The following is a 21,154-nucleotide window of genomic DNA, read 5'->3' as shown; positions in this document are numbered from 1 at the left end:
GGGTCGGCACCACAACTGCGCTTCTGGTCTTGGCCGGCGCCGCGATCGCGGCGTACGGCCTCGACCAGTTCAGCAAGTACCTGGTCGTCTCGAACCTCACCGAAGGCGAGATCGTTCCGGTGCTGGGCAGCGTGCTGCAGTGGCAGTTCGTGCGCAACCCGGGCGCCGCATTCTCGCTCGCGAGCGGCATGACCTGGATCTTCACGATCCTGGCCGCCGGCGTGATCACCTTCATCGTCTGGTTCGCACGGCGCATCCACTCGGTCGCATGGGCGCTCGTGTTCGGGCTCCTGCTCGGTGGCGTGCTCGGCAACCTCACCGATCGGTTGTTCCGCGAGCCGAGCTTCGGCCTCGGTCACGTGATCGACTTCATCGCGACACCGTGGCTCATCCCCGCGATCTACAACATCGCCGACATCGCGATCGTGTCGAGCATGGTGCTGTTCATGATCCTCACGATCCGCGGCGTCGGGCTCGACGGCACGCGCGAGGTCAGGGCTGCGAAGACTCCTGCCGATGCCGCCGAGGGTACGCGGCCTGCAGGCGACGCTGCCCCCGGCACCGCTGCCCCCGGTGACGGCCCCGCACCGACGGCGAATCCGCAACTCGCCACCGACGCCTGATGGAGCATCGGTCCCTTCCCGTTCCCGACGGGCTCGACGGCACGCGCGTCGATGCAGGGCTCGCGAAGCTGCTCGGATTCTCGCGCACACTCGCAGCCGAGATCGCCTCGGACGGCGGGGTACTCGTCGACGGGGCATCCGTCGAGAAGTCCGACCGATTGCGCGCCGGCAGCTGGCTCGAGGTGAGCTGGCAGCCGCCGCGCACACTCGAGATCGAGCCGATCGCCGTGCCCGACCTCGGCATCGTGCACGACGACGCCGACCTCGTCGTCGTCGACAAGCCGGCCGGCGTCGCCGCGCACCCCTCGCTCGGGTGGAACGGGCCGACGGTCGTCGGCGCACTCGCCGCCGCGGGGTTCCGCATCTCGACCTCGGGTGCCCCCGAGCGCCAGGGCATCGTGCATCGACTCGACGCCGGCACGAGCGGACTCATGGTGGTCGCCAAGTCCGAGCGCGCGTACACCGAGCTGAAGCGCCAGTTCCACGACCGCGAGGTCGAGAAGATCTATCACACCGTCGTGCAGGGGCATCCCGATCCGCTCTCCGGCACGATCGACGCGCCGGTGGGTCGGCACCCGCGGTCCGAGTGGAAGTTCGCCGTCACGGCCGACGGCAAGCACGCGATCACCCACTACGAGACGCTCGAGGCGTTTCCGTACGCGTCGCTCCTCGAGGTCCGCCTCGAGACCGGTCGCACGCACCAGATCCGGGTGCACATGGCCGCGCAGCGGCATCCGTGCGCCGGCGACGCGATGTACGGCGCCGACCCGACCCTGTCGGCCAGGCTCGGGCTCGAGCGGCAGTGGCTGCACGCGAAGCGGCTCTCGCTCACCCACCCGGGCACGGGGGAGTGGACCACGTTCGAGTCGGAGTACCCGGCAGATCTCGCGGGCGCGCTCGAGCAGTTGCGCGGGGACTAGCGTGGGCGCTCGACCCTAGACTGGAAGTCCCGTCGAACCCGCTGTGAGGAGCTCCGTGGCCGCCGATTCCTTCGTCCACCTCCATGTGCACAGCGAGTACTCGATGCTCGACGGAGCGGCACGGGTGGGCGAGCTCATCCAGGCGGCGAGCGACGAGGGAATGCCGGCCGTCGCGGTCACCGACCACGGCAACGTCTTCGGTGCCTACGACTTCTGGAAGCAGGCGACCGACGCCGGCATCAAGCCGATCATCGGCACCGAGGCGTACATCACGCCCGGAACGCACCGCGGTGACAAGACCCGGGTTCGGTGGGGCTCCGGCGGCGGCGACGATGTGTCCGGCTCCGGTGCATACACCCACATGACCCTGTTGTCCGAATCGACAGCGGGCATGCACAACCTGTTCCGCCTCTCGAGCCGGGCGTCGATCGAGGGCTACTACTTCAAGCCGCGCATGGATCGCGAACTGCTGTCGCAGTACTCCGACGGGCTGATCGCGACGACCGGATGCCCCTCCGGCGAGGTGCAGACGCGTCTGCGGCTCGGGCAGTACGACGAAGCCGTGAGAGCGGCATCCGACTACCGTGACATCTTCGGCCGCGAGAACTACTTCGCCGAGATCATGGACCACGGCCTCGGCATCGAGAAGCGCATCATGGACGACCTGCTGCGTCTCGCGAAACAGCTCGACCTGCCGCTCGTCGCCACCAACGACCTGCACTACACGCACGCGCACGACGCCAAGAGCCATGCCGCCCTGCTGTGCGTGCAGTCGGGCTCGACGCTCGACGACCCGAACCGGTTCAAGTTCGACGCCGACGAGTTCTACCTGAAGACCGCGGCCGAGATGCGGCACGTGTTCCGCGATCACCCCGAGGCATGCGACAACACCCTGCTCATCGCCGAGCGCTGCGACGTGCAGTTCAACACGAACGCCAACTACATGCCGCGCTTCCCCGTGCCCGAGGGCGAGAGCGAAGAGACCTGGTTCGTCAAGGAGGTCGATCGCGGCCTCGAGGTGCGCTACCCGAACGGCATTCCCGCCGAAGTGCGCACGCAGGCCGACTACGAGGTCGGCGTCATCCTGCAGATGGGCTTCCCGGGCTACTTCCTCGTGGTCGCCGACTTCATCAACTGGTCGAAGAACAACGGCATCAGGGTCGGCCCCGGCCGTGGCTCGGGCGCCGGCTCGATGGCCGCCTACGCGATGCGCATCACCGACCTCGACCCGCTGCAGCACGGGCTCATCTTCGAGCGCTTCCTGAACCCCGATCGCGTGTCGATGCCCGACTTCGATGTCGACTTCGACGAGCGTCGTCGCGGTGAGGTCATCAAGTACGTCACCGACAAGTACGGCGACGAGCGCGTCGCCCAGATCGTGACCTACGGCACGATCAAGGCGAAGCAGGCGCTGAAGGACTCGTCGCGCGTGCTCGGGTTCCCGTTCGGGATGGGCGAGAAGCTCACCAAGGCGATGCCGCCTGCGGTCATGGGCAAAGACATTCCGCTCTCGGGCATCCTCGACACGCAGCACCCCCGCTTCAAAGAGGCCGGTGACATCCGAGCCCTCATCGAGACCGACGCCGAGGCGAAGACGGTCTTCGAAACGGCGCTCGGCCTCGAGAACCTGAAGCGCCAGTGGGGTGTGCACGCCGCGGGCGTCATCATGTCGAGCGACCCGCTCATCGACATCATCCCGATCATGAAGCGGGAACAAGACGGGCAGATCGTCACGCAGTTCGACTATCCCGCATGCGAGTCGCTCGGGCTCATCAAGATGGACTTCCTGGGGCTGCGCAACCTCACGATCATCGACGACGCCCTCGACAACATCGAGGCCAACCGGGGCCTCCGGCCCGTGCTCGAAGACCTCGCGCTCAACGACACCGAGGCGTACGAACTGCTGTCGCGCGGTGACACGCTCGGCGTGTTCCAGCTCGACGGCGGCCCGATGCGCTCCCTGCTGCGGCAGATGAAGCCCGACAACTTCGAGGACATCTCGGCCGTCATCGCGCTGTACCGGCCCGGGCCCATGGGCGCGAACTCCCACATCAACTACGCCCTGCGCAAGAACGGGCTGCAGCCGATCACGCCGATCCACGCTGAACTCGAGGAGCCGCTGAAGGACATCCTCGACACGAGCTACGGCCTGATCATCTATCAAGAGCAGGTCATGGCGATCGCCCAGCGCGTCGCCGGGTTCTCGCTCGGTCAGGCCGACATCCTCCGTCGCGCGATGGGCAAGAAGAAGAAGTCCGAGCTCGACAAGCAGCACGAGGGCTTCTCGGGCGGCATGAAATCGAACGGCTTCTCGGATGCCGCGGTGAAGACCCTCTGGGACATCCTGCTGCCGTTCTCCGACTATGCGTTCAACAAGGCGCACTCCGCCGCGTACGGCGTGCTCAGTTACTGGACGGCGTACCTCAAGGCGCACTACCCGGCCGAGTACATGGCGGCCCTGCTCACGAGCGTGGGCGACGCGCGCGACAAGCTCGCGCTCTACCTCAACGAATGCCGACGCATGGGCATCAGGGTGCTGCCGCCCGATGTCAATGAGTCGATCGGCTACTTCGCCGCCGTCGGCGACGACATCCGCTTCGGCCTCGGCGCGGTGCGCAACGTGGGCTTCAATGTGGTCGACGCCATCCGGGCCGCCCGCAACGAGAAGGGGCGATTCGAGTCGTTCCACGACTTCCTCAAGAAGTCGCCGCTGCAGGTCGCGAACAAGCGAACCGTCGAGTCGCTCATCAAGGCCGGCGCGTTCGACTCGCTCGGCGCCACGCGGCGCGCACTCGTCGAGATCCACGAGAGTGCGGTCGAGTCGTCGGTCGGCGAGAAGCGTGTCGAAGCGACCGGACAGGCGGGCTTCGACTTCGACTCGCTGCTCGCCCAGGTCGATGCGGCACCCGTGTCGCTCGTTCCCGACCGCCCCGAGTGGTCGAAGCGCGACAAACTCGCCTTCGAGCGCGAGATGCTCGGGCTCTACGTCTCCGACCATCCGCTCGCCGGACTCGAGGTGCCGCTCGCGAAGCATGCGTCGACCACGGTCACTGAGCTCATGGGCTCCGACTCCACGCAAGACGGCGACACCGTCACGATCGCGGGGCTCGTCACGAGCGTGCAGCACCGCGTGGCCCGGCAGAGCGGCAACCAGTACGGCATGATCCAGGTCGAGGACTTCTCGGGCGAGATCACGGTCATGTTCATGGGCAAGGCCTACCAGGAGTTCGCACCCGGACTGCAGAGCGACTCCATCGTCGTCGTGCGCGGGCGCGTGAGCCTGCGCGACGACGGCATGAACCTGCACGCGTACAGCGTGTTCACGCCCGAGCTCGGGCAGGGCGACGAATCGGGCCCGGTGGTCATCTCGCTGCCCGACATCCGTGCCACGACCGACACGATCACCGCCCTGAGCGATGTGCTGATCCGCCACGCCGGCGACACCGAGGTGCGGCTCAGGCTCATCCGCGGGCGCACTGCGCGCGTGTTCGAACTGCCGTACCCGGTGCGCGTCACGGCCGATTTCTACGGTGAGTTGAAGAGCCTGCTCGGGCCGAACTGCCTCGTGTGACGGGTCCGAGCGCAGCTCACCGGGGTGGTCGATAGGCTGGAGCGGTCATGCTGAGAACGATCGACCTGCGCGCAACCCGTCCTTCGCCGAGCGAGCTGCTCGCCCTCGTGCCGCGCGCCGCGACCGATGTCTCGGCCGCGCTCGAGCCCGCGCGCGGGCTCATCGACGCGGTGCGCGAGCAGGGCGAGGCCGCGCTCATCGAACAGGCCGAGCGGCTCGACCGGGTGCGCCCGCCGCACCTGCGGGTGCCCGCCGACGAGCTCGAGCGCGCCCGTGACGAGCTCGCGCCCGCCATCCGCGACGCGATCGAGCGCACCATCGAGCGCGTGCGTGCCGCAAGTGAAGCGCAAGTCCCAGCCCCTGAGCGCACCGTGCTCGGTGACGGCGCGGTCATCGAACAGCGGTGGCAGCCGGTCGCGCGTGTGGGCCTCTACGTGCCGGGCGGCAAGGCCGTCTACCCGTCGAGCGTGGTCATGAATGTCGTCCCCGCCCAGGTCGCCGGAGTCCGATCGATCGCGCTCGCCTCACCGCCGCAGGCCGCGTTCGGCGGACGCGTGCACCCCACCGTCGCGGGCGTCGCCGCACTCCTCGGCATCACCGAGGTCTACGCCATGGGCGGCGCCGGCGCGATCGGAGCCTTCGCCTACGGCGTGCCGAGCCTCGGGCTCGATCCGGTGCAACGGGTCACCGGCCCGGGCAATGTCTACGTGGCCGCGGCCAAGCGGCTCGTGCAGGGTGCGACCGGCATCGACGCCGAAGCCGGACCCACCGACATCCTCGTCATCGCCGATGATTCGGCCGATGCCGACTTCGTCGCCGCCGACCTCGTGAGCCAGGCCGAACACGACGAACTCGCGGCAGCCGTGCTCGTCACCGACTCGCCCGCGTTCGCCGCTCGCGTCGTCGAACGGCTCGAGGTCCGCGTGGCGGCGACCAAGCACTCGGCTCGGGTGCGCACCGCAGTCGAGGGCGTACAGTCTGCGGTCGTGCTCGTCGACGACCTCGATCAGGCCGCCGACTTCGCCAACGCCTTCGGCCCCGAGCACCTCGAGATCCAGGTCGGCGACCCCGAGGCGGTGCTCGCCCGCATCGAGAACGCCGGTGCGATCTTCGTCGGGCCGTACTCGCCGGTGAGCCTCGGCGACTACGCCGCCGGCTCCAACCACGTGCTGCCCACCGGCGGCCAGGCGCGATACGCCGCCGGACTCTCGGCCGCCACCTTCCTGCGCCCGCAGCAGGTCGTGCGCTACGACGCGGCTGCGTTGCGCGAGGTCGCGTCGGCGATCGCCGTACTGTCGACCGAGGAAGACCTGCCCGCGCACGGCGACGCGGTCACGGCACGGTTCGAACGCGCCTGACCGCCCGCCACTAGGCTGGGGGGCACCATGTACTGCCCCTTCTGCCGCCACCCCGACTCCCGTGTCATCGACTCCCGCACGAGCGACGACGGGCTCTCGATCCGGCGCCGTAGACAGTGCCCCGAGTGCGGCCGGCGGTTCTCGACGACCGAGACGGCGAGCCTCGCGGTCATCAAGCGCAGCGGCGTCATCGAACCGTTCAGCCGCGAGAAGGTCGTGCTGGGTGTGAAGAAGGCCTGCCAGGGCCGCCCGGTCACCGATTCCGACCTCGCGGTGCTCGCCCAGAAGGTCGAGGAGACCATCCGGTCGACGGGTGCGTCGCAGATCGAGGCGAACGACATCGGGTTGGCGATCCTCTCGCCGCTGCGCGAGCTCGACGAGGTCGCCTACCTGCGGTTCGCGAGCGTGTACCAGGCATTCGACTCGCTCGACGACTTCGAGGGCGCGATCGAGCAGTTGCGCGCCGAGCACGGCCGGCTGCCTGCGCGGCCCGTCGAGTGAGCGACGCGACAGCCCCGACGGCTCCGATAGCCTGAGTCCGGCATGTACCGACTCCTCTTCTCAGCCTTCCTGTCCCGAATGGACCCCGAGGCGGCCCATCACCTCGCGTTCCGGTTCATCCGCGCTCTCCCGACGCTCGGGTTCGGCCGGCTCGTCGAGCGATTCACCCGACCTGAACCTTCTCTGGCGGTGGAGACGCTGGGCCTCACCTTCCCGTCGCCCTTCGGCGTCGCAGCCGGGTTCGACAAAGACGGCTTCGCGGTGCGCGGTCTCGGCAACCTCGGGTTCGGCCACGTCGAGGTCGGCACCATCACGGCGATCGCGCAGCCCGGCAACCCCGCGCCGCGGCTGTTCCGCCTGGTCGGCGATCGAGCGCTCATCAATCGCATGGGCTTCAACAACGGCGGTGCGGATGCCGCTGCCGGGCGTCTCTCGCGGCTCGCGCGCCGCACCCGTCGGCCGGTGCTCGGCATCAACATCGGCAAGAGCCGGGTGACCGCGGTCGACGACGCCATCGGCGACTACGAGCGCAGTGCCCGCCTGCTCGCGCCGTACGCCGACTACCTCGTGGTGAACGTCAGTTCCCCGAACACCCCCGGGTTGCGGGGCCTGCAGGAGCTCGACGCACTCGCCCCGCTGCTCGAGGCCGTGCGTGCGGTGGCGGGCACGACGCCGCTGCTCGTGAAGATCGCGCCCGACCTCGACGACGACGAGGTGGTGCGCATCTGCGAACTCGTGGTGCGTCTCGGGCTCGACGGCATCATCGCGACCAACACCACGATCTCGCGCGACGGGCTTCGTGAAGCGGCATCCGTCGTCGCAGGCATCGGCGCCGGCGGCCTCTCGGGGGCGCCGCTCGCGCAGCGTTCGCTCGACGTGCTCCGCATCGTGCGCGCCAACGTGCCGGCGCAGCTGTGCGTGATCTCGGTCGGCGGCATCGAGACCGCGGCCGACGTGCAGCAGCGCCTCGACGCGGGCGCCACGCTCGTGCAGGGCTACACCGCCTTCATCTACCGAGGGCCGCTGTGGGCGAGGCAGGTGAACCGGGGCCTGCTGGCGCTCCGGCGTCAGAGCACCTCGACCTCGGCGAGCTGATCGGCGATCCGCGAGCCGTCGCTCGCTGACACCCAGGGCACGTCGGCACCGTGCTGCTCCGCCTTCGTGCGACCGCCTGCGAGCACCGCCTCACCCGTCGAGAGTCGACGGATCGCGACGGCAGCCACCCGATCGGGGTGTTCGGCAGCGAAACGGGCGTACAGCTCCTCGTCGTGCTGTCCGTCGTCGCCGATGAGCAGCCACCGCATGCCGGGGAACTCGTAGGCGAGCCGACGGAGGTTCTCCTCCTTGTGCGCGCGACCGCTGCGGAACCACCGGTCGTGCGTGGGTCCCCAGTCGGTGAGGAGCAGCGGGCCGGCCGGATAGAGGTTGCGCGAGAGGAATCGTGTGAGCGTCGGCGCGACGTTCCACGCGCCGGTGGAGAGGTAGATGACCGGCGAACCGGGATGGGCCCGGGCGAGGCGTTCGAAGAGCACGGCCATCCCGGGGGTGGGGATTCGGGCGTGCTCGTCGAGCACGAAGGTGTTCCAGAACGCGAGCAGCGGTCGCGGCAGCGCGGTCACCATGACGGTGTCGTCGACGTCGGAGATGATGCCGAAGTCGACATCGGGTCCGACGATGCGAATCGGGGCATCGGCGACCTTCGAACCCTCGGTGTGCAGCCGGGCCTCGTGCCAGCCCGGGGTGAGGGCCACGGGGATGCGGGTGTCGACGACGCCGCCGCGGTCGGCGAGCACTTCGATGCGTGCACCGCCGATCTCGATGACCACGGGCACCTCGCCGACCGGAACGCTCGTGAAGCTGCGCCAGCCGCGGATGCCCTGCTCGCCGCGTCGCCGACGGCGTTTCGATCGCTCATCGGGCGCGACCGGGCGGCTCAGCAGCACGCGGCAGAAGACCCGCACCCATTCGGTCGAACCGTACCCCGTGTATGGAACGACGGTCGGGATGTGGCCGCGCCGACGTGCCCAGCGTTCCCTGATGTCGTGGATCCGGTCCTCGATGCGCGCAGCACGGTGTCGTATCTGGGGTTCGGGGGATCCGGTCGGGTTGGGGGTGCTCGCCGGCATTCACTCAGTCTGTCATGAGCGCCGCTCGGGTCGCGAAACCGCGTGGTGCACGGGACGCCCGGCGCCTCCGAGTAGACTGAGGCCGCAACTGAGGAGGTTTCGTGTCCAATGTCGACCTGATCCTTGGGGCCGATCCGAGCCGCAAGCGGGCTGTCCGAACCGAGCCCACCCAACGACGCAGCAGCCAGCGCCTCGACGCGCTGCTCGACGCTGCCGCCGAGATCGTCGACGAATACACGTTCGAGCGGCTGACGACGCAGATGGTCGCCGAGCGCGCTGGCGCGTCCATCGGTACCGTCTATCGCTACTTTCCCGATCGCGTCGCCGTGCTGCACGCCCTGCGCGAGCGCTCGGTACGCCGATTCCGCGAACGCCTCGCCGATGAGCTGGAACGCACCGAACTCGAGACGTGGTGGTCGGTCATCGATCTCTCGATCATGGTGAGCGCCGAAATGTACCGTGATGAGCCGGGGTTCGCGGTCGTGCACGGCGCCGAACGCGAGCTCGCCGAAGGCGATATCGAGCCCGAGCTGGCACACCGCTTCGCTCAGCTGATCGAGGCGGAATTCGGCGCGGACGCCGACCAGGCCGAGCTGCGGTTCCGGCTGGGCGTCGCCATGGAGTTCGGCGGTGCATTGATCTATCGTGCATTCGAGCGCGACGAGTCCGGCGACGAGCGGTACCTCGAAGAAGCCCGCCGTCTCGTGCACGACTACCTCGCCGAGCATCTCGGTGAGGCGCGCGCCGAGCACAACGCGGCCTGACGACGCGCCGAGCACAACGCGGCCTGACGACGCGCCGTGCTTCGTGCGTTGCCTCGACGCGCGAATGGTGTTTGGCTGGTATCCGCCGTTCGAGCGAACGTCGCCGACGTGGATTGAGGCAGCATGATCGAGTTCCGAGGCGTGTCGAAGACGTTCCCTGACGGCACGCGCGCCGTAGTCGACGTCGACATCGTCATTCCGCCTCGCAAGACGACGGTGTTCGTGGGCTCGTCGGGTTCGGGCAAGACCACGCTGCTGCGAATGATCAATCGCATGGTCGACCCGACCTCCGGACAGGTGTTGATCGACGGCACCGATGTCGCGACCCGGGAGCCGGTCGCGCTTCGGCGCGGCATCGGCTATGTGATGCAGAACTCAGGGCTGCTGCCGCACCGAACGGTCATCGACAATGTCGCGACGGTGCCGCTGCTTCGCGGCGCGCGCAAGCGCGACGCGCACGCCCATGCGCTCGAATTGCTCGACACCGTCGGCCTCGACCGATCACTTGCCGACCGGTACCCGAGTCAGCTCTCGGGCGGGCAGCAGCAACGCGTGGGCGTCGCACGCGGCCTCGCGGTCGACCCGAACATCCTGCTCATGGACGAACCGTTCGGCGCGGTCGATCCGATCGTTCGCGCCGAATTGCAGCAGGAGCTGCTGCGCCTGCAGGGCGAGCTCGGAAAGACCGTCGTCTTCGTCACGCACGACATCGACGAGGCGTTTCTGCTCGGTGACCAGGTGGTCATCATGCAGCACGGTGGCAAGATCTCGCAGGCCGCCTCGCCGACAGAGATCCTCGCGAACCCCGCGGACGACTTCGTTGCCGAGTTCGTCGGCGCCGACCGCGGCAAGCGTGCGCTCCACATCACCGAGGTCGGAGGTCGGCGCATCGTGCTCGACGGCGACGGTCGCGCGGCGGGAGTGCTCGCCTCGTGACCTGGCTCTGGTCGAATCTCGACCTGGTCGGCGAACTGATCCTCGTGCACCTGGCATTGTCGGTGCCGGCGATCATACTGAGCTTCGTGATCTCGGTACCGATCGGGTGGCTCGCGCACCGCTACGCGTGGTCGCGCGGGGTGCTGCTGTCACTCTGCGCCCTGCTCTACGCGATCCCGTCGCTTGCCATGTTCGTCGCGCTCCCGCCGATCACGGGTCTCGGGCTGCGATCGCCCGTGAACCTGGTCATCGCCCTCACGCTCTACGGCATCGCCGTCATCGTGCGCACGGCCGCCGACGCCTTCGATTCCGTCGCATCCGATGTGCGCCAGTCGGCGACCGCACTTGGGTATTCGGCGGCGGGCCGATTCTGGGGGGTCGAACTGCCCCTCGCCGGCCCCGTGCTGCTCTCAGGGCTGCGGGTCGTCGTCGTCAGCACGGTGAGTCTCGCCACGGTCGGTGCGGTGATCGGGGTGCAGAGCCTCGGCAGTCTCTTCACCGACGGGTTCCAGCGTGGCATCGAGGCCGAGATCATCACGGGCATCGTCGCGACGATCCTGCTCGCGCTGCTCCTCGACTGGCTGTGCGTCATGGCCGGCCGACTGCTCATGCCGTGGTCCGGTCCCCGCCGGTCACGGCGGCCCGCGCTCTCCGACGTGCGCTCGATCGAGGCGGATCCCGCATGAACCTCTTCCTCGACGGCATCGCGTGGATCCTCGACCCCGCGAACTGGAGCGGGCCGGGCAGTATTCCGCAGCGGTTGTGGGAGCACGTGTCGATCACCGCCCTGGTGCTGGTCATCGCGTCGGCGATCGCGCTGCCGGTCGGTGCGGTCATCGGCCACACCGGCCGGGGCCGCGAGCCCGCGGTTCGAGTGTCCGGAGGGCTGCGCGCGCTACCCACGCTCGGCGTGCTCACACTCTTCGGCATCTGGCTCGGCATCGGCCTCGCAGCCCCGATCATCGCCCTCGTCATCCTGGCGATTCCGCCATTGCTCGCCGGTGCCTACGCGGGCTTCGAGTCGGTCGACCGGCGTACCATCGATGCCGCCCGAGCGGTCGGCATGCTCGAGTCGCAGATCGTGGGCAAGGTCGAACTCCCGCTCGGCATGCCGATCGTCGTCGGCGGCATCCGGTCGGCGACCCTGCAGATCATCGCCACCGCGACCCTTGCGGCCTACGTCGCCAACGAGGGGCTCGGGCGTTTCATCTTCGAGGGCCTGAAGACCCGTGACTTCCCCCAGATGCTCGGCGGTTCGATCCTGGTCATCATCCTCGCGCTCGTCATCGACGGTCTGTTCGCCGTCATCCAGCGCCTCGTCGTGCCCGCGGGAGTGCGGGCATCCCGCACCAGAGAGCTCCGCTCGCGGCCGACCCGGTCGCGAGCGGTCGTGGGGCAACCCATCATCGAAGGGAATCAGAAATGATCACAGCAGGAAGAGGCCGGCTCGTTGCGCTCGCAGCGGTCGCGGTCGGGGCGACAGTGGCCCTGGCAGGGTGTGCGTCGGGCGATCCGCTCGACAGTGCGTCGACAGACGACGGCGGCTCGTCCGAGACGCTCGTCGTCGGCTCGCAGGACTATTACTCGAACGAGATCATCGCCGAGATCTACGCGCAGGCGCTCGAGGCCAACGGGCACACGGTCGACCGGCAGTTCCGCATCGGCCAGCGCGAGGTCTACATCCCCGAGATCGAGAGCGGGGCGATCGACGTGTTCCCCGAGTACACGGGCAACCTGTTGCAGTTCTACGTGCCCGACACGACGGCCACGACGAGCGACGACGTCTACGCCGAACTCGAGACGTCGCTGCCCGAGGGCCTGCGCGTACTCGAGGAGGCACCCGCGACCGACCAGGACTCGTACAACGTCACCAAGGAGTTCTCCGACGCGAACGACGTCACGAGTCTCGCCGATCTCGCGAACGTCACGACACCGCTCACCCTCGGCGGTAACTCCGAGCTCGCGACCAGGCCGTACGGTCCCGACGGGCTGAAGGAGGTCTATGGCGTCGACGTCGCGTTCACACCGATCGAAGACAGCGGCGGACCCCTCACGCTCAAGGCGCTCGAAGACGACCAGGTGCAGATCGTGAACATCTTCAGCGCGAACCCGGCGATCGCCTCCAGCGATCTCGTGACGCTCGAAGACCCCGAGGGTCTCTTCCTCGCGTCGAACGTCGTCCCGGTCGTGAGCGACAAGGTCACCGATGAGATCGCCGAGGTCATCAACACGGTGAGTGCTGCGCTCACCGCCGAAGAGTTGGTCGCGCTCAACGCGCTCAGCATCGACGAACAGCAGTCGGCCGAGCAGATCGCGACCGACTGGCTCGCCGAGAAGTCGCTCTTCTAGCGCTCGGCGTCGAGGTTCGAGGGGTCGGGTGCCACGGCATCCGACCCCTCGTCGTCTGGGCCGGCCTCGACGATGTCGAGGTCGTCGTCGCCGGAGTCGTCGTCGAGTCGGCCGATCTCGTCGATCGCCGCCATGTGCTTGGCCTCGGAGCGGACGATCAGCTTCTTGAGGCCCCACGCGACGAGCAGAAACCCCGCGATGATGGCGACGAAGACGTACCCGGCCCAGTGCAGGTTCCGGCTGAGCTCGCGATAACTGCCCGCGGCGAGTGATCCGACCGTGACGTACGCGAACGCCCAGATGACGCAGGCGGGCAGCGTCCACGCGATGAATCGCCGGTACCGCATGGTGCTCATGCCGACCGTGAGCGGGATGAGCGAGTGCAGCACCGGCAAGAACCGTGAGATGAAGATCGCCGGCCCGCCGCGACGGTCGAGGTAGCGCTGGGCACGGTGCCAGTGGTCTTCGCCGATCTTGCGGCCGAGGCGCGAATGCAGGATGTGCGGGCCGAACCATCGTCCGAGGGCGAAGCCGATGCTCTCGCCGATCAGGGCGCCTGCGATGACGGCGAACGCGAGCGCGAAGTACTCGCCGACGCCGTCAACGGCGGTGGAGGCGACAAGCACGATGGTGTCGCCGGGCACGATGAGACCGATGAGCACCGAGGTCTCGAGCATGATGCCGATGCCGGCGAGCAGGGTGCGCAGCACCGGGTCGACGCTCTCGACGGTGTCGAGGATCCATGTGAGGATCTCGTTCATCCTTCGAGCGTATCGACGACGCGGGTGCTGCGCGTCACACTCGGGGAGGATTCTGAGTGTGCTGCGCCGTCGACGGCGCGAGTCGGGCGAGCCGTGCCTCGAGCATCGCGAGGTCGGGGCTCACCCCGCCCGCGTCGGCGTAGGCGCCCGGCTCGCCGGCCGAGCCGACCTGGATGATGGCGCGGCGTACCGAGTCGTCACCCGTGGCGTGCCGCGCGCCGTCGTCGGCGAGCATCTCGGTGAGCTGGGCGACGGCGCGCTCGGCGCGATTCGCGATCGGGAACCAGGGCAGCGCGCTGTGCCAGGCGCGGAAGGCGAGGAGCACGAGGTGGTGCAGCTGGTCGAGGTGCGTGCGCTCGTGCGCGATCACGGCAGCGAGTTCGTCGGCGCGCAGGGTCTCGACCAGTCCATCGGTGAGCACGGTCGCCGTGCGAATGCCGGGGACGCAGTACGCGAGCGGCACCGGGTGCGCGAGCACGCGGGTGCGGGGCTCGCCCGGGATCGGATCGCCGAGCAATGCGACGAGCTGGTGCTGGCGACGCCGCTCGCGCTCGGCTCGCACGGCCGTGACCGCGAGGTTGAGTGCGAGGTGGACCGCGAGTCCGGCGGCGAGGGTCAGGGCGGCGAGATGCACGACCCCGAAGCCTGCCGGCAGGGGGCCCGTGAACATCGCGGGTGCGAGTGCCGTCCATGCGCCGAACAGCGATCCGGCGGGCGCGGCGCCGAACAACAGCAGGCTGCCGATCATCGAGACGCCGCCGGCGACGGCGATCGCCTGCCAGAGCGCCAGTGCGACCCCGGGGGAATGGGCAGGCCAGGCGGCACCCGCGAGGGCGACGGGCACCGGCCACGCCAGCGCGAGGGCGAGGATTCCGAGCAGGACCGCGACGACGAGCACGGTCAGGGGCGTGAGTGTTCGTCGAGCAGGCGGCGCAGCGTGGCGGCCTCGCCGTCGCTGACGGTGCGGACGAAGCGAGCGAGTGCAGCGTCGCGATCGCTCGAGCGGTCGAGGACCTCGTGCATGAGCTCGGCGGTGTGCTCTTCACGCGAGAGCAGCGCGTGGTACCGATGCGGTCGCGTGTCGCGTTGCCGGCTGACGAACCCCTTGCGCTCGAGCCGCGAGAGCACTGTGAGCACGGTCGTCGTGGCCACCGACTTGCTCGGCGCGCCGTCGCGCACCGCGAGCGCGTCGCGCAGCTCGTTGGCCGTGAGCAGGGCCTCGCCCGACCACAGCACGTCCATCACGGAGCGCTCAAGTTCGCCGAGGTTCGCCATACAGCAAGAATATCGCCATCGAGAGAAGTGTTCTACGTGCGGTAGAGAAGTGCTCTACGCTCTGTAGACGAACGATTCTTCGACGACTGCGGTCGTGAAAGGGGCATCCGTGAACGAGCTGCTCGACCCGCTGCTCCTCGCCCGTTGGCAATTCGGGCTCACCACCGTCTACCACTTCCTGTTCGTCCCTCTCACCATCGGTCTCGCGTCGACCGCGGCCGTGTTCCAGACCGCCTGGTACCGCACCGGCAAGGCCGAGTACCTGCGGATCACGCGGTTCTTCGGCGGGATCTTCCTCATCAACTTCGCCATGGGCGTCGTCACCGGCATCGTGCAGGAGTTCCAGTTCGGCATGAACTGGTCGGAGTACTCGAGGTACGTGGGCGATGTGTTCGGCGCGCCGCTCGCCCTCGAGGGCCTGCTCGCGTTCTTCTTCGAGGCCACCTTCATCGGGCTCTGGATCTTCGGCTGGGACAAGCTGCCTCGGGGCCTGCATCTCGCGACCATCTGGTGCGTGGCCATCGGGTCGATCGTCTCGGCCTACTTCATCATCGCGGCCAACGCGTTCATGCAGAACCCGGTCGGGTTCCAGATCAATGAGGAGAAGGGGCGGGCCGAGCTCGTCGACATCGGCGCCCTGCTGACGAACCCCGTCGCCCTCGCCGCGTTCCCGCACACCATCGCGGCGAGCTTCATGGTCGCCGCCGGCCTCGTCATCAGCGCGGCGGCATGGCACCTGGCCCGCAATCAGCACCTCGACACGATGCGGCCGGCGCTGAAGTTCGGCCTCTGGGTGATGGTCGGCTCGGGGATCCTCACCACCCTCTTCGGCGACCAGCTGAGCCTCGCGATGGTCGCGACGCAGCCGATGAAGATGGCGGCCGCCGAAGCGACGTACGACACCGTCTGCGGTGCGGATGCCTCGTTCTCGATCTTCACGCTCGGAACCCCCGACGGGTCGACCGAGCTGTTCTCGATCCGCGTACCATACCTGCTGTCGTTTCTCTCGACGCACACCTTCGACGGGTGCGTCGAGGGCATCAACGACCTGCAGGCGCAATACCAGGAGCTCTTCGGCCCTGGCGACTACACCCCGATCATCTGGGTCACCTACTGGTCGTTCCGCTGGATGATCGGACTCGGCCTGGCGCACGTGCTCGTCGCCGTCGTCGGCCTGTGGCTCACCCGCAAGGGCCGGCTTCCGGAGCAGCGCTGGATATGGACGATCGCGATCTGGAGCTTCCCGCTCTCGCTCGCCGCCATGATCGTGGGCTGGGTCTTCACCGAGATGGGCCGGCAACCGTGGATCGTCTTCAGCCAGATGTTCACCGAGTCGGCCGTCTCGCCGAACGTGACCGGCCTCGAGGTGCTCATCTCGCTGATCGCCTTCACCCTCGTCTACGGCGCGCTCGCGGTCGTCGAGGTGCGCCTCGTGATCCGCGCCATCAAGAAGGGACCACCCGAGGTCGGCGAGCCCGACCCCGAGACCGGTCGGCACGAACCCGCAACGACGGTGTACTAGGAGGCAATGGACATGGATCTCACGGTGCTCTGGTTCTGGATCGTCGCGTTCCTCTTCGTCGGCTACTTCGTGCTCGACGGGTTCGACTTCGGCGTCGGCATGTCGCTGCCCTTCCTCGGAAAGGACGACATCGACCGCCGCGTGCTCATCAACACGATCGGGCCGGTGTGGGATCTCAACGAGACGTGGGTCATCGTCGCGGGCGCTGCACTGTTCGCCGCGTTCCCCGAGTGGTACGCGACGCTCTTCTCGGGGTTCTACCTCGCGCTCCTGCTCATCCTGCTCGCCCTCATCGCCCGCGGCGTATCGTTCGAGTACCGACACCAACGGCCCGAGTCGCAGTGGAAGGCGTGGTTCGACCGCATGATCATCGTCGGCTCGGCCGTGCCGGCGCTGCTGTGGGGTGTCGCGTTCGCGAACATCGTGCAGGGCGTGCCGCTCGACGCCGACCACAACTTCACGGGATCGCTGTTCGACCTGCTGAATCCGTACGCGTTGCTCGGCGGCCTCACGACCCTGCTGCTGTTCTTCACGCACGGCGTCGTGTTCGTCTCGCTGAAGACCGAGGGCGAGCTGCGCGAGCGGGCCCGGCGCCTCGCCGCGCGGGCCGGCGTCATCACGATCGTCGTCGCCGCGGTGTTCCTGGTCTGGACGGGACTGGCGCACGGCGGCCTCTGGTTCTGGATCCTTGCGGCCGTTTCGGCCGTCGCCCTCATCGCCGGCTGGCTGGCGAACGCCCGCGGATCCGAGGGCGTCGCCTTCACGCTGCTCGCGGTCACGGTGGCTGCGGCCGTGTTCGCGCTGTTCGCGTCGCTCTTCCCCGATGTGATGCCCGCGTCGAACGACCCTGCGAACAGCCTCACGATCGTGAATGCGTCGAGCTCGACGTACACGCTGACGGTCATGAGCTGGGTGGCGCTCGTCTCCCTGCCGCTCGTGCTCCTGTATCAGGGCTGGACGTATTGGGTGTTCCGCAAGCGCGTCACCCGGGCATCGATCGAGGCGGCAGTGCACTGACGTGAGGCCACTCGATCCGAGGCTCATCCGGCGTTCGCGAGCCGCCCGAGCATTCCTCGTTGCCGGCGGTGGGCTCGCGCTCGTCCAGGCCGCATCGACGATCGCGTTCGCCTGGGCGCTCGCGACACTCGTCACGGGACTCATCGACGGCATGCGGATGCCCCGTGCCTGGCCGTTGCTCGCCATCCTCGTGGTCGCGGCATCCGTTCGAGCACTTGCCGCTTGGGGATGGGACCTCGTCGGTTCGTCGGGCGCGATGCGAGTGAAGGCCGAACTGCGAACCGAACTGCTCACTGCGCTGGAATCGCGGCCGACGGGGGTGCCGGGTTTTCCGACCGCGCGTGTCGCCACGCTGCTCGGTGCCGGCCTCGACGCGCTCGACGCCTACTTCGGCACCTACCTGCCGCAACTCGTGCTCACGGTCGTCGCGACCCCGGTGCTCATCGTCACCGTGTGGATCGCCGACCCGTTGTCGGGCCTCGTGCTCGTGATCGTGCTGCCGCTGATCCCGATCTTCATGGCATTGATCGGCATGGCGACCGAAGTCGTGCAGCGGCGCCAATGGGAGAGTCTCGCGTCGCTCTCGCGCGGCTTCCTCGAGGTGGTCGGGGGGCTGTCGACGCTGGTCGCGTTCGGTCGTGCCGAGCGGCAGGCCGCCCGCATCCGCGCGGTCACCGATGACTATCGCTCACGCACGATGAAGGTGCTGCGCATCACGTTCCTCTCGGGGTTCACGCTCGAGTTCGCCGCCAGCCTTTCGGTCGCGCTCGTCGCCGTGTCGATCGGGCTGCGGCTGGTCGGGGGCGACATGACGCTCGTGGCCGGGCTGTTCGTGCTCGTGCTCGCGCCCGAGGTGTTCCTGCCGCTGCGCAATGTCGGCGCCGCGTTCCACGCGTCGGCGGCGGGCGTCACCGCGTCGGGCGATGCGTTCGACCTGCTGGCCGCGGCGCGGGAGCATCGTCGCGGCCGCGTCGACGGCGGGAACGACCCGGCTTCGGTTGCCATGGGACCATCCGCCGATGGGCTCGTGATCGACGGGCTCACGCTACGTCACGGTGAGCGGACGGTGTTCGACGGATTCGGGCTGGAGGCACGGTCGGGCGAGGTCGTCGCCATCACGGGCGAGAGCGGGTCGGGGAAGTCGAGCCTGTTCGCCGCGCTGCTCGGCTTCGCCCATGCCTCCGGCGGTGTCATGCTCGACGGTTTCCGCCTCGAGCCCGGCGATCGGTCGGCGATCGCGTGGGCGGGGCAGACTCCGTCGCTCCTGGCCGGCACCATCGAAACGAATGTGCGGCTGGGCGATGAAGGCGCCGATCCCGCACTGCTCGCCCGTGCCCTCGACCTCGCCGGCGTCGAGCTCGACCCAAGTCGTGTGCTCGGGCCGGGCGGCGCGGGGCTGTCGGGCGGCCAGGCGCAGCGGGTCGCCACCGCGCGGGCGATGCACCGCCTGCTCGCCCGTGACGGGCGACTGCTGCTGCTCGACGAACCCGCGTCGGCCCAGGACGAGGCGCGCGAGCTGCGGCTGGCGCGACGCCTGCGCGAACTCGCGAGCGAGGGGCGCATCGTGCTCGTGACCACTCACCGCGCCGGACTCGCTGAGATCGCCGACCGACGCATCGACCTGGCGGTGACGTATGCGTGATCGAACGACTGAGACGCTGCGCCGCGCCGTTCCGAGATTCTCGCGCCTGCTGCCGTCGGTGCTGTTCGGCATCGCGTCGGCAGGATCGAGTATCGCCCTGCTCGCCTGCTCGGCCTGGTTGATCGCGCGCGCCGCTGAGCAGCCGCCCGTGCTCTACCTCTCACTCGGCATCGTCGGCGTGCGGGCGTTCGCACTCGGACGAGCGGTGTTCCGCTACCTCGAGCGGCTGACCGGGCATGACGCATCCTTCCGTCAGCTCGCGACGATCCGGATCGGAGTCTTCGAGCGCCTCGTACCGATCGCGCCCGACGGGCTTGTCGCGAGCCGACGCGGCGACCTGCTCGCGCGCTTCGTCGACGACGTGGATGAGCTGCAGAACGTGCCCCTGCGTGTCGTGCAGCCGGTCATGAGTGCCGCGATCATCCTCGTGCTCGCCGTCGTGGGCGTCGCGTTCATCGCCCCGGAATCGGGGTGGGCGGTGTTCGTCTGCCTCGTCGTCGGCATCGGCGCCACCCTGCTGGTGCAGCGCCGCGCGGCGATCCACGCCGAGCGCACGCTCGCGCCGCTGCGCGGCGAACTGCAGGCGGCGGTCGTCGAACACGCCCAGTCGCTCGACGTGCTCGTCGCGTTCGACGCGGCCGGAGCGGGCCGCAGTCGCATCGATGCCATCGGGGCACGGCTCGCGAAGGCGACGCGGGCACGGGCCGCGGCAGGCGGCGCCGCCTCCGCCGCGATGGTCGCCGTTGGCGGGTTCGCCGTAGCCGCGAGTCTCGGTGCTTCGGCGCCGTTGCTCGAGTCGGGTCGCATCGACGGCCCGACCTTCGCGGTGCTGTGCCTCGTGCCGCTTGCCATCGCCGAGGTGGCCGGGGCGATTCCGCTCGCGATGAGTGCGCTCCGCCTCGCACGGGCGAGCGCCGAGCGCGTCGCCGATGCGGTGCCCGACGAGGTGCCGACGGGCATTCCAGTGCCGCCGACCGATCCGGCGACGCCGCCGGCGGTGCATCCGACGCCTTCCATCGAACTGCGCGGCGTTCGCGCGCAATGGCCGATCTTGGCCGACGTCGATCCCGACCTGGTCGTCGATGCGCCGCCGGCCGCGCTCGCGGGCGTCGACCTGACGATCGCGCCCGGTGAACGCCTCCTCCTGCGCGGCGCATCGGGCGCAGGCAAGACGACGCTCGCGCATGTGCTCGTACGGTTCCTCGACTATGCAGGGTCGTATCGTCTCGGCGGCGTCGAGGCGTCAGCGCTCGAACCCGGCGCCGTCCGCCGCATCGTCGGACTGGTCGAGCAGCGACCGTGGCTGTTCGACGAGGACGTGCGCCAGAACCTGCTCTTCGCGAGGGACTCAGCGACCGACGAGGAGCTGCGGGAGGTCATCGACCGCGTCGGCCTGGGCGGATGGCTCGATGAGCGCGGCGGACTCGATGCGAGGGTCGGGGAGCGCGGCGCGCTCGTCTCGGGCGGTCAGGCGCAGCGCATCGCCCTCGCACGAGCTCTGCTCGCCGGCTTCCCCGTGCTCGTGCTCGACGAGCCGACCGCGAGCGTCGACCCGGCGCGCGCCGATGCGCTCATTCGCGACATCACCGAGGCCGCGGGCCGATCGGGCCGCTCGGTGGTGCTCATCTCGCATGCGTCGGTCGACGAGTCCTTCATCGATCGCGTCGTGATGCTCGAGGAAGGGCGCGCCGTGTCGCGCATCCCTCTATCGAAAGCCTCCGGCGTGCGCTAACGTCGCCCGAAGTGGCACTGGTCTGCACAGATCAGGCCGCGCGGCGCCCGCACGCCG

Annotated in this window: 19 protein-coding genes; 15 read left to right on the top strand and 4 right to left on the bottom strand. The window is 68.9% G+C overall.

Annotated features, from left to right (window positions below; all coding sequences use genetic code 11):
* The first annotated feature begins 29 nt into the window (after positions 1 to 29).
* The 6 genes from lspA (at position 30) to LSF15_RS15630 (ending at position 8,068) form a co-directional block, all read left to right on the top strand.
* Complete coding sequence (gene lspA / locus LSF15_RS15655; protein WP_372460036.1) at positions 30 to 623, top strand: signal peptidase II; 594 nt, start codon at positions 30 to 32, stop codon at positions 621 to 623.
* The gene (locus LSF15_RS15650; RefSeq protein WP_232499493.1) at positions 623 to 1,543 is read left to right on the top strand and encodes an RluA family pseudouridine synthase; all 921 of its coding nucleotides are present in this window, start codon (positions 623 to 625) and stop codon (positions 1,541 to 1,543) included. Before lspA ends, LSF15_RS15650 begins: the two co-directional genes overlap by 1 nt.
* Positions 1,544 to 1,646: 103 nt before the next feature.
* Positions 1,647 to 5,114 (top strand): DNA polymerase III subunit alpha, encoded by a 3,468-nt coding sequence (gene dnaE, locus LSF15_RS15645; protein WP_232499598.1) that lies wholly within the window; start codon positions 1,647 to 1,649, stop codon positions 5,112 to 5,114.
* Positions 5,115 to 5,161: 47 nt separating this feature from the next.
* A complete protein-coding gene (hisD, locus tag LSF15_RS15640; protein ID WP_232499492.1) occupies positions 5,162 to 6,472 on the top strand; it encodes a histidinol dehydrogenase in 1,311 nt (436 codons plus the stop codon).
* Between the two features lie 27 nt (positions 6,473 to 6,499).
* A complete protein-coding gene (gene nrdR, locus LSF15_RS15635; protein ID WP_232499491.1) occupies positions 6,500 to 6,973 on the top strand; it encodes a transcriptional regulator NrdR in 474 nt (157 codons plus the stop codon).
* A gap of 42 nt (positions 6,974 to 7,015) precedes the next feature.
* Positions 7,016 to 8,068: a quinone-dependent dihydroorotate dehydrogenase gene (locus tag LSF15_RS15630; protein WP_232499490.1), complete on the top strand. Its 1,053-nt coding sequence runs from the start codon at positions 7,016 to 7,018 to the stop codon at positions 8,066 to 8,068.
* On the opposite strand, the gene LSF15_RS15625 is transcribed toward LSF15_RS15630, so the two are convergent.
* Positions 8,041 to 9,099 carry an App1 family protein phosphatidate phosphatase gene (locus LSF15_RS15625; protein ID WP_232499489.1) on the bottom strand — a complete coding sequence of 353 codons (1,059 nt, stop codon included), beginning with the start codon at positions 9,097 to 9,099 and terminating at the stop codon, positions 8,041 to 8,043. The genes LSF15_RS15630 and LSF15_RS15625 overlap by 28 nt on opposite strands.
* 101 nt (positions 9,100 to 9,200) lie before the next feature.
* On the opposite strand from LSF15_RS15625, the gene LSF15_RS15620 reads away from it, so the two are divergent.
* The 5 genes from LSF15_RS15620 (at position 9,201) to LSF15_RS15600 (ending at position 13,148) form a co-directional block, all read left to right on the top strand.
* Complete coding sequence (locus LSF15_RS15620; protein ID WP_232499488.1) at positions 9,201 to 9,863, top strand: TetR/AcrR family transcriptional regulator; 663 nt, start codon at positions 9,201 to 9,203, stop codon at positions 9,861 to 9,863.
* A 123-nt stretch (positions 9,864 to 9,986) separates the two neighbouring features.
* Positions 9,987 to 10,799: an ABC transporter ATP-binding protein gene (locus LSF15_RS15615; protein ID WP_232499487.1), complete on the top strand. Its 813-nt coding sequence runs from the start codon at positions 9,987 to 9,989 to the stop codon at positions 10,797 to 10,799.
* Entirely contained in the window at positions 10,796 to 11,485 is a 690-nt protein-coding gene (locus LSF15_RS15610) for an ABC transporter permease (RefSeq protein WP_232499486.1), read from the top strand. Before LSF15_RS15615 ends, LSF15_RS15610 begins: the two co-directional genes overlap by 4 nt.
* The gene (locus LSF15_RS15605) at positions 11,482 to 12,225 is read left to right on the top strand and encodes an ABC transporter permease (RefSeq protein WP_232499485.1); all 744 of its coding nucleotides are present in this window, start codon (positions 11,482 to 11,484) and stop codon (positions 12,223 to 12,225) included. The genes LSF15_RS15610 and LSF15_RS15605 overlap by 4 nt, the downstream gene beginning before the upstream one ends.
* Positions 12,222 to 13,148 (top strand): ABC transporter substrate-binding protein, encoded by a 927-nt coding sequence (locus LSF15_RS15600; RefSeq protein ID WP_232499484.1) that lies wholly within the window; start codon positions 12,222 to 12,224, stop codon positions 13,146 to 13,148. The genes LSF15_RS15605 and LSF15_RS15600 overlap by 4 nt, the downstream gene beginning before the upstream one ends.
* Here the strand turns inward: LSF15_RS15600 and LSF15_RS15595 are convergent.
* The 3 genes from LSF15_RS15595 to LSF15_RS15585 are packed head-to-tail and all read right to left on the bottom strand — an operon-like array spanning position 13,145 to position 15,184.
* Positions 13,145 to 13,909 (bottom strand): DedA family protein, encoded by a 765-nt coding sequence (locus LSF15_RS15595; protein WP_232499483.1) that lies wholly within the window; start codon positions 13,907 to 13,909, stop codon positions 13,145 to 13,147. The genes LSF15_RS15600 and LSF15_RS15595 overlap by 4 nt on opposite strands.
* 34 nt (positions 13,910 to 13,943) lie before the next feature.
* On the bottom strand, positions 13,944 to 14,807 hold the full coding sequence (locus LSF15_RS15590) for a M56 family metallopeptidase (protein ID WP_232499482.1): 864 nt from the start codon (positions 14,805 to 14,807) through the stop codon (positions 13,944 to 13,946).
* Positions 14,808 to 14,809: 2 nt separating this feature from the next.
* Positions 14,810 to 15,184 (bottom strand): BlaI/MecI/CopY family transcriptional regulator, encoded by a 375-nt coding sequence (locus LSF15_RS15585; RefSeq protein ID WP_232499481.1) that lies wholly within the window; start codon positions 15,182 to 15,184, stop codon positions 14,810 to 14,812.
* A 109-nt stretch (positions 15,185 to 15,293) separates the two neighbouring features.
* Between LSF15_RS15585 and LSF15_RS15580 the strand changes: the two genes are divergently transcribed.
* The 4 genes from LSF15_RS15580 to cydC are packed head-to-tail and all read left to right on the top strand — an operon-like array spanning position 15,294 to position 21,097.
* Positions 15,294 to 16,706, top strand: a complete 1,413-nt coding sequence (locus LSF15_RS15580; RefSeq protein WP_232499480.1) for a cytochrome ubiquinol oxidase subunit I — start codon at positions 15,294 to 15,296, stop codon at positions 16,704 to 16,706.
* A 12-nt stretch (positions 16,707 to 16,718) separates the two neighbouring features.
* Positions 16,719 to 17,723, top strand: coding sequence for a cytochrome d ubiquinol oxidase subunit II (gene cydB / locus LSF15_RS15575; protein WP_232499479.1), 1,005 nt, complete (start codon positions 16,719 to 16,721; stop codon positions 17,721 to 17,723).
* Between the two features lies 1 nt (position 17,724).
* Complete coding sequence (gene cydD, locus LSF15_RS15570) at positions 17,725 to 19,365, top strand: thiol reductant ABC exporter subunit CydD (protein WP_232499478.1); 1,641 nt, start codon at positions 17,725 to 17,727, stop codon at positions 19,363 to 19,365.
* A complete protein-coding gene (gene cydC, locus LSF15_RS15565; RefSeq protein WP_232499477.1) occupies positions 19,358 to 21,097 on the top strand; it encodes a thiol reductant ABC exporter subunit CydC in 1,740 nt (579 codons plus the stop codon). The genes cydD and cydC overlap by 8 nt, the downstream gene beginning before the upstream one ends.
* The last annotated feature ends 57 nt before the right edge of the window (positions 21,098 to 21,154 follow it).

It is taken from the genome of Agromyces humatus (genome assembly GCF_021228295.1).
GTDB lineage: Bacteria > Actinomycetota > Actinomycetes > Actinomycetales > Microbacteriaceae > Agromyces > Agromyces humatus.
The sequence above is the reverse complement of the archived record's forward strand: the minus strand, read 5'-3'. Positions and strand labels throughout refer to the sequence as shown.

Excerpts from the sequence above, each read along its gene's own strand:
- LSF15_RS15650 (WP_232499493.1), top strand. The coding sequence starts at position 623 with ATGGAGCATCGGTCCCTTCCCGTTCCCGACGGGCTCGACGGCACGCGC.
- dnaE (WP_232499598.1), top strand. The coding sequence starts at position 1,647 with ATGCTCGACGGAGCGGCACGGGTGGGCGAGCTCATCCAGGCGGCGAGC.
- hisD (WP_232499492.1), top strand. The coding sequence starts at position 5,162 with ATGCTGAGAACGATCGACCTGCGCGCAACCCGTCCTTCGCCGAGCGAG.
- nrdR (WP_232499491.1), top strand. The coding sequence starts at position 6,500 with ATGTACTGCCCCTTCTGCCGCCACCCCGACTCCCGTGTCATCGACTCC.
- LSF15_RS15630 (WP_232499490.1), top strand. The coding sequence starts at position 7,016 with ATGTACCGACTCCTCTTCTCAGCCTTCCTGTCCCGAATGGACCCCGAG.
- LSF15_RS15625 (WP_232499489.1), bottom strand. The coding sequence starts at position 9,099 with ATGCCGGCGAGCACCCCCAACCCGACCGGATCCCCCGAACCCCAGATA.
- LSF15_RS15615 (WP_232499487.1), top strand. The coding sequence starts at position 9,987 with ATGATCGAGTTCCGAGGCGTGTCGAAGACGTTCCCTGACGGCACGCGC.
- LSF15_RS15605 (WP_232499485.1), top strand. The coding sequence starts at position 11,482 with ATGAACCTCTTCCTCGACGGCATCGCGTGGATCCTCGACCCCGCGAAC.
- LSF15_RS15600 (WP_232499484.1), top strand. The coding sequence starts at position 12,222 with ATGATCACAGCAGGAAGAGGCCGGCTCGTTGCGCTCGCAGCGGTCGCG.
- LSF15_RS15595 (WP_232499483.1), bottom strand. The coding sequence starts at position 13,909 with ATGAACGAGATCCTCACATGGATCCTCGACACCGTCGAGAGCGTCGAC.
- LSF15_RS15585 (WP_232499481.1), bottom strand. The coding sequence starts at position 15,184 with ATGGCGAACCTCGGCGAACTTGAGCGCTCCGTGATGGACGTGCTGTGG.
- cydB (WP_232499479.1), top strand. The coding sequence starts at position 16,719 with ATGGATCTCACGGTGCTCTGGTTCTGGATCGTCGCGTTCCTCTTCGTC.
- cydC (WP_232499477.1), top strand. The coding sequence starts at position 19,358 with ATGCGTGATCGAACGACTGAGACGCTGCGCCGCGCCGTTCCGAGATTC.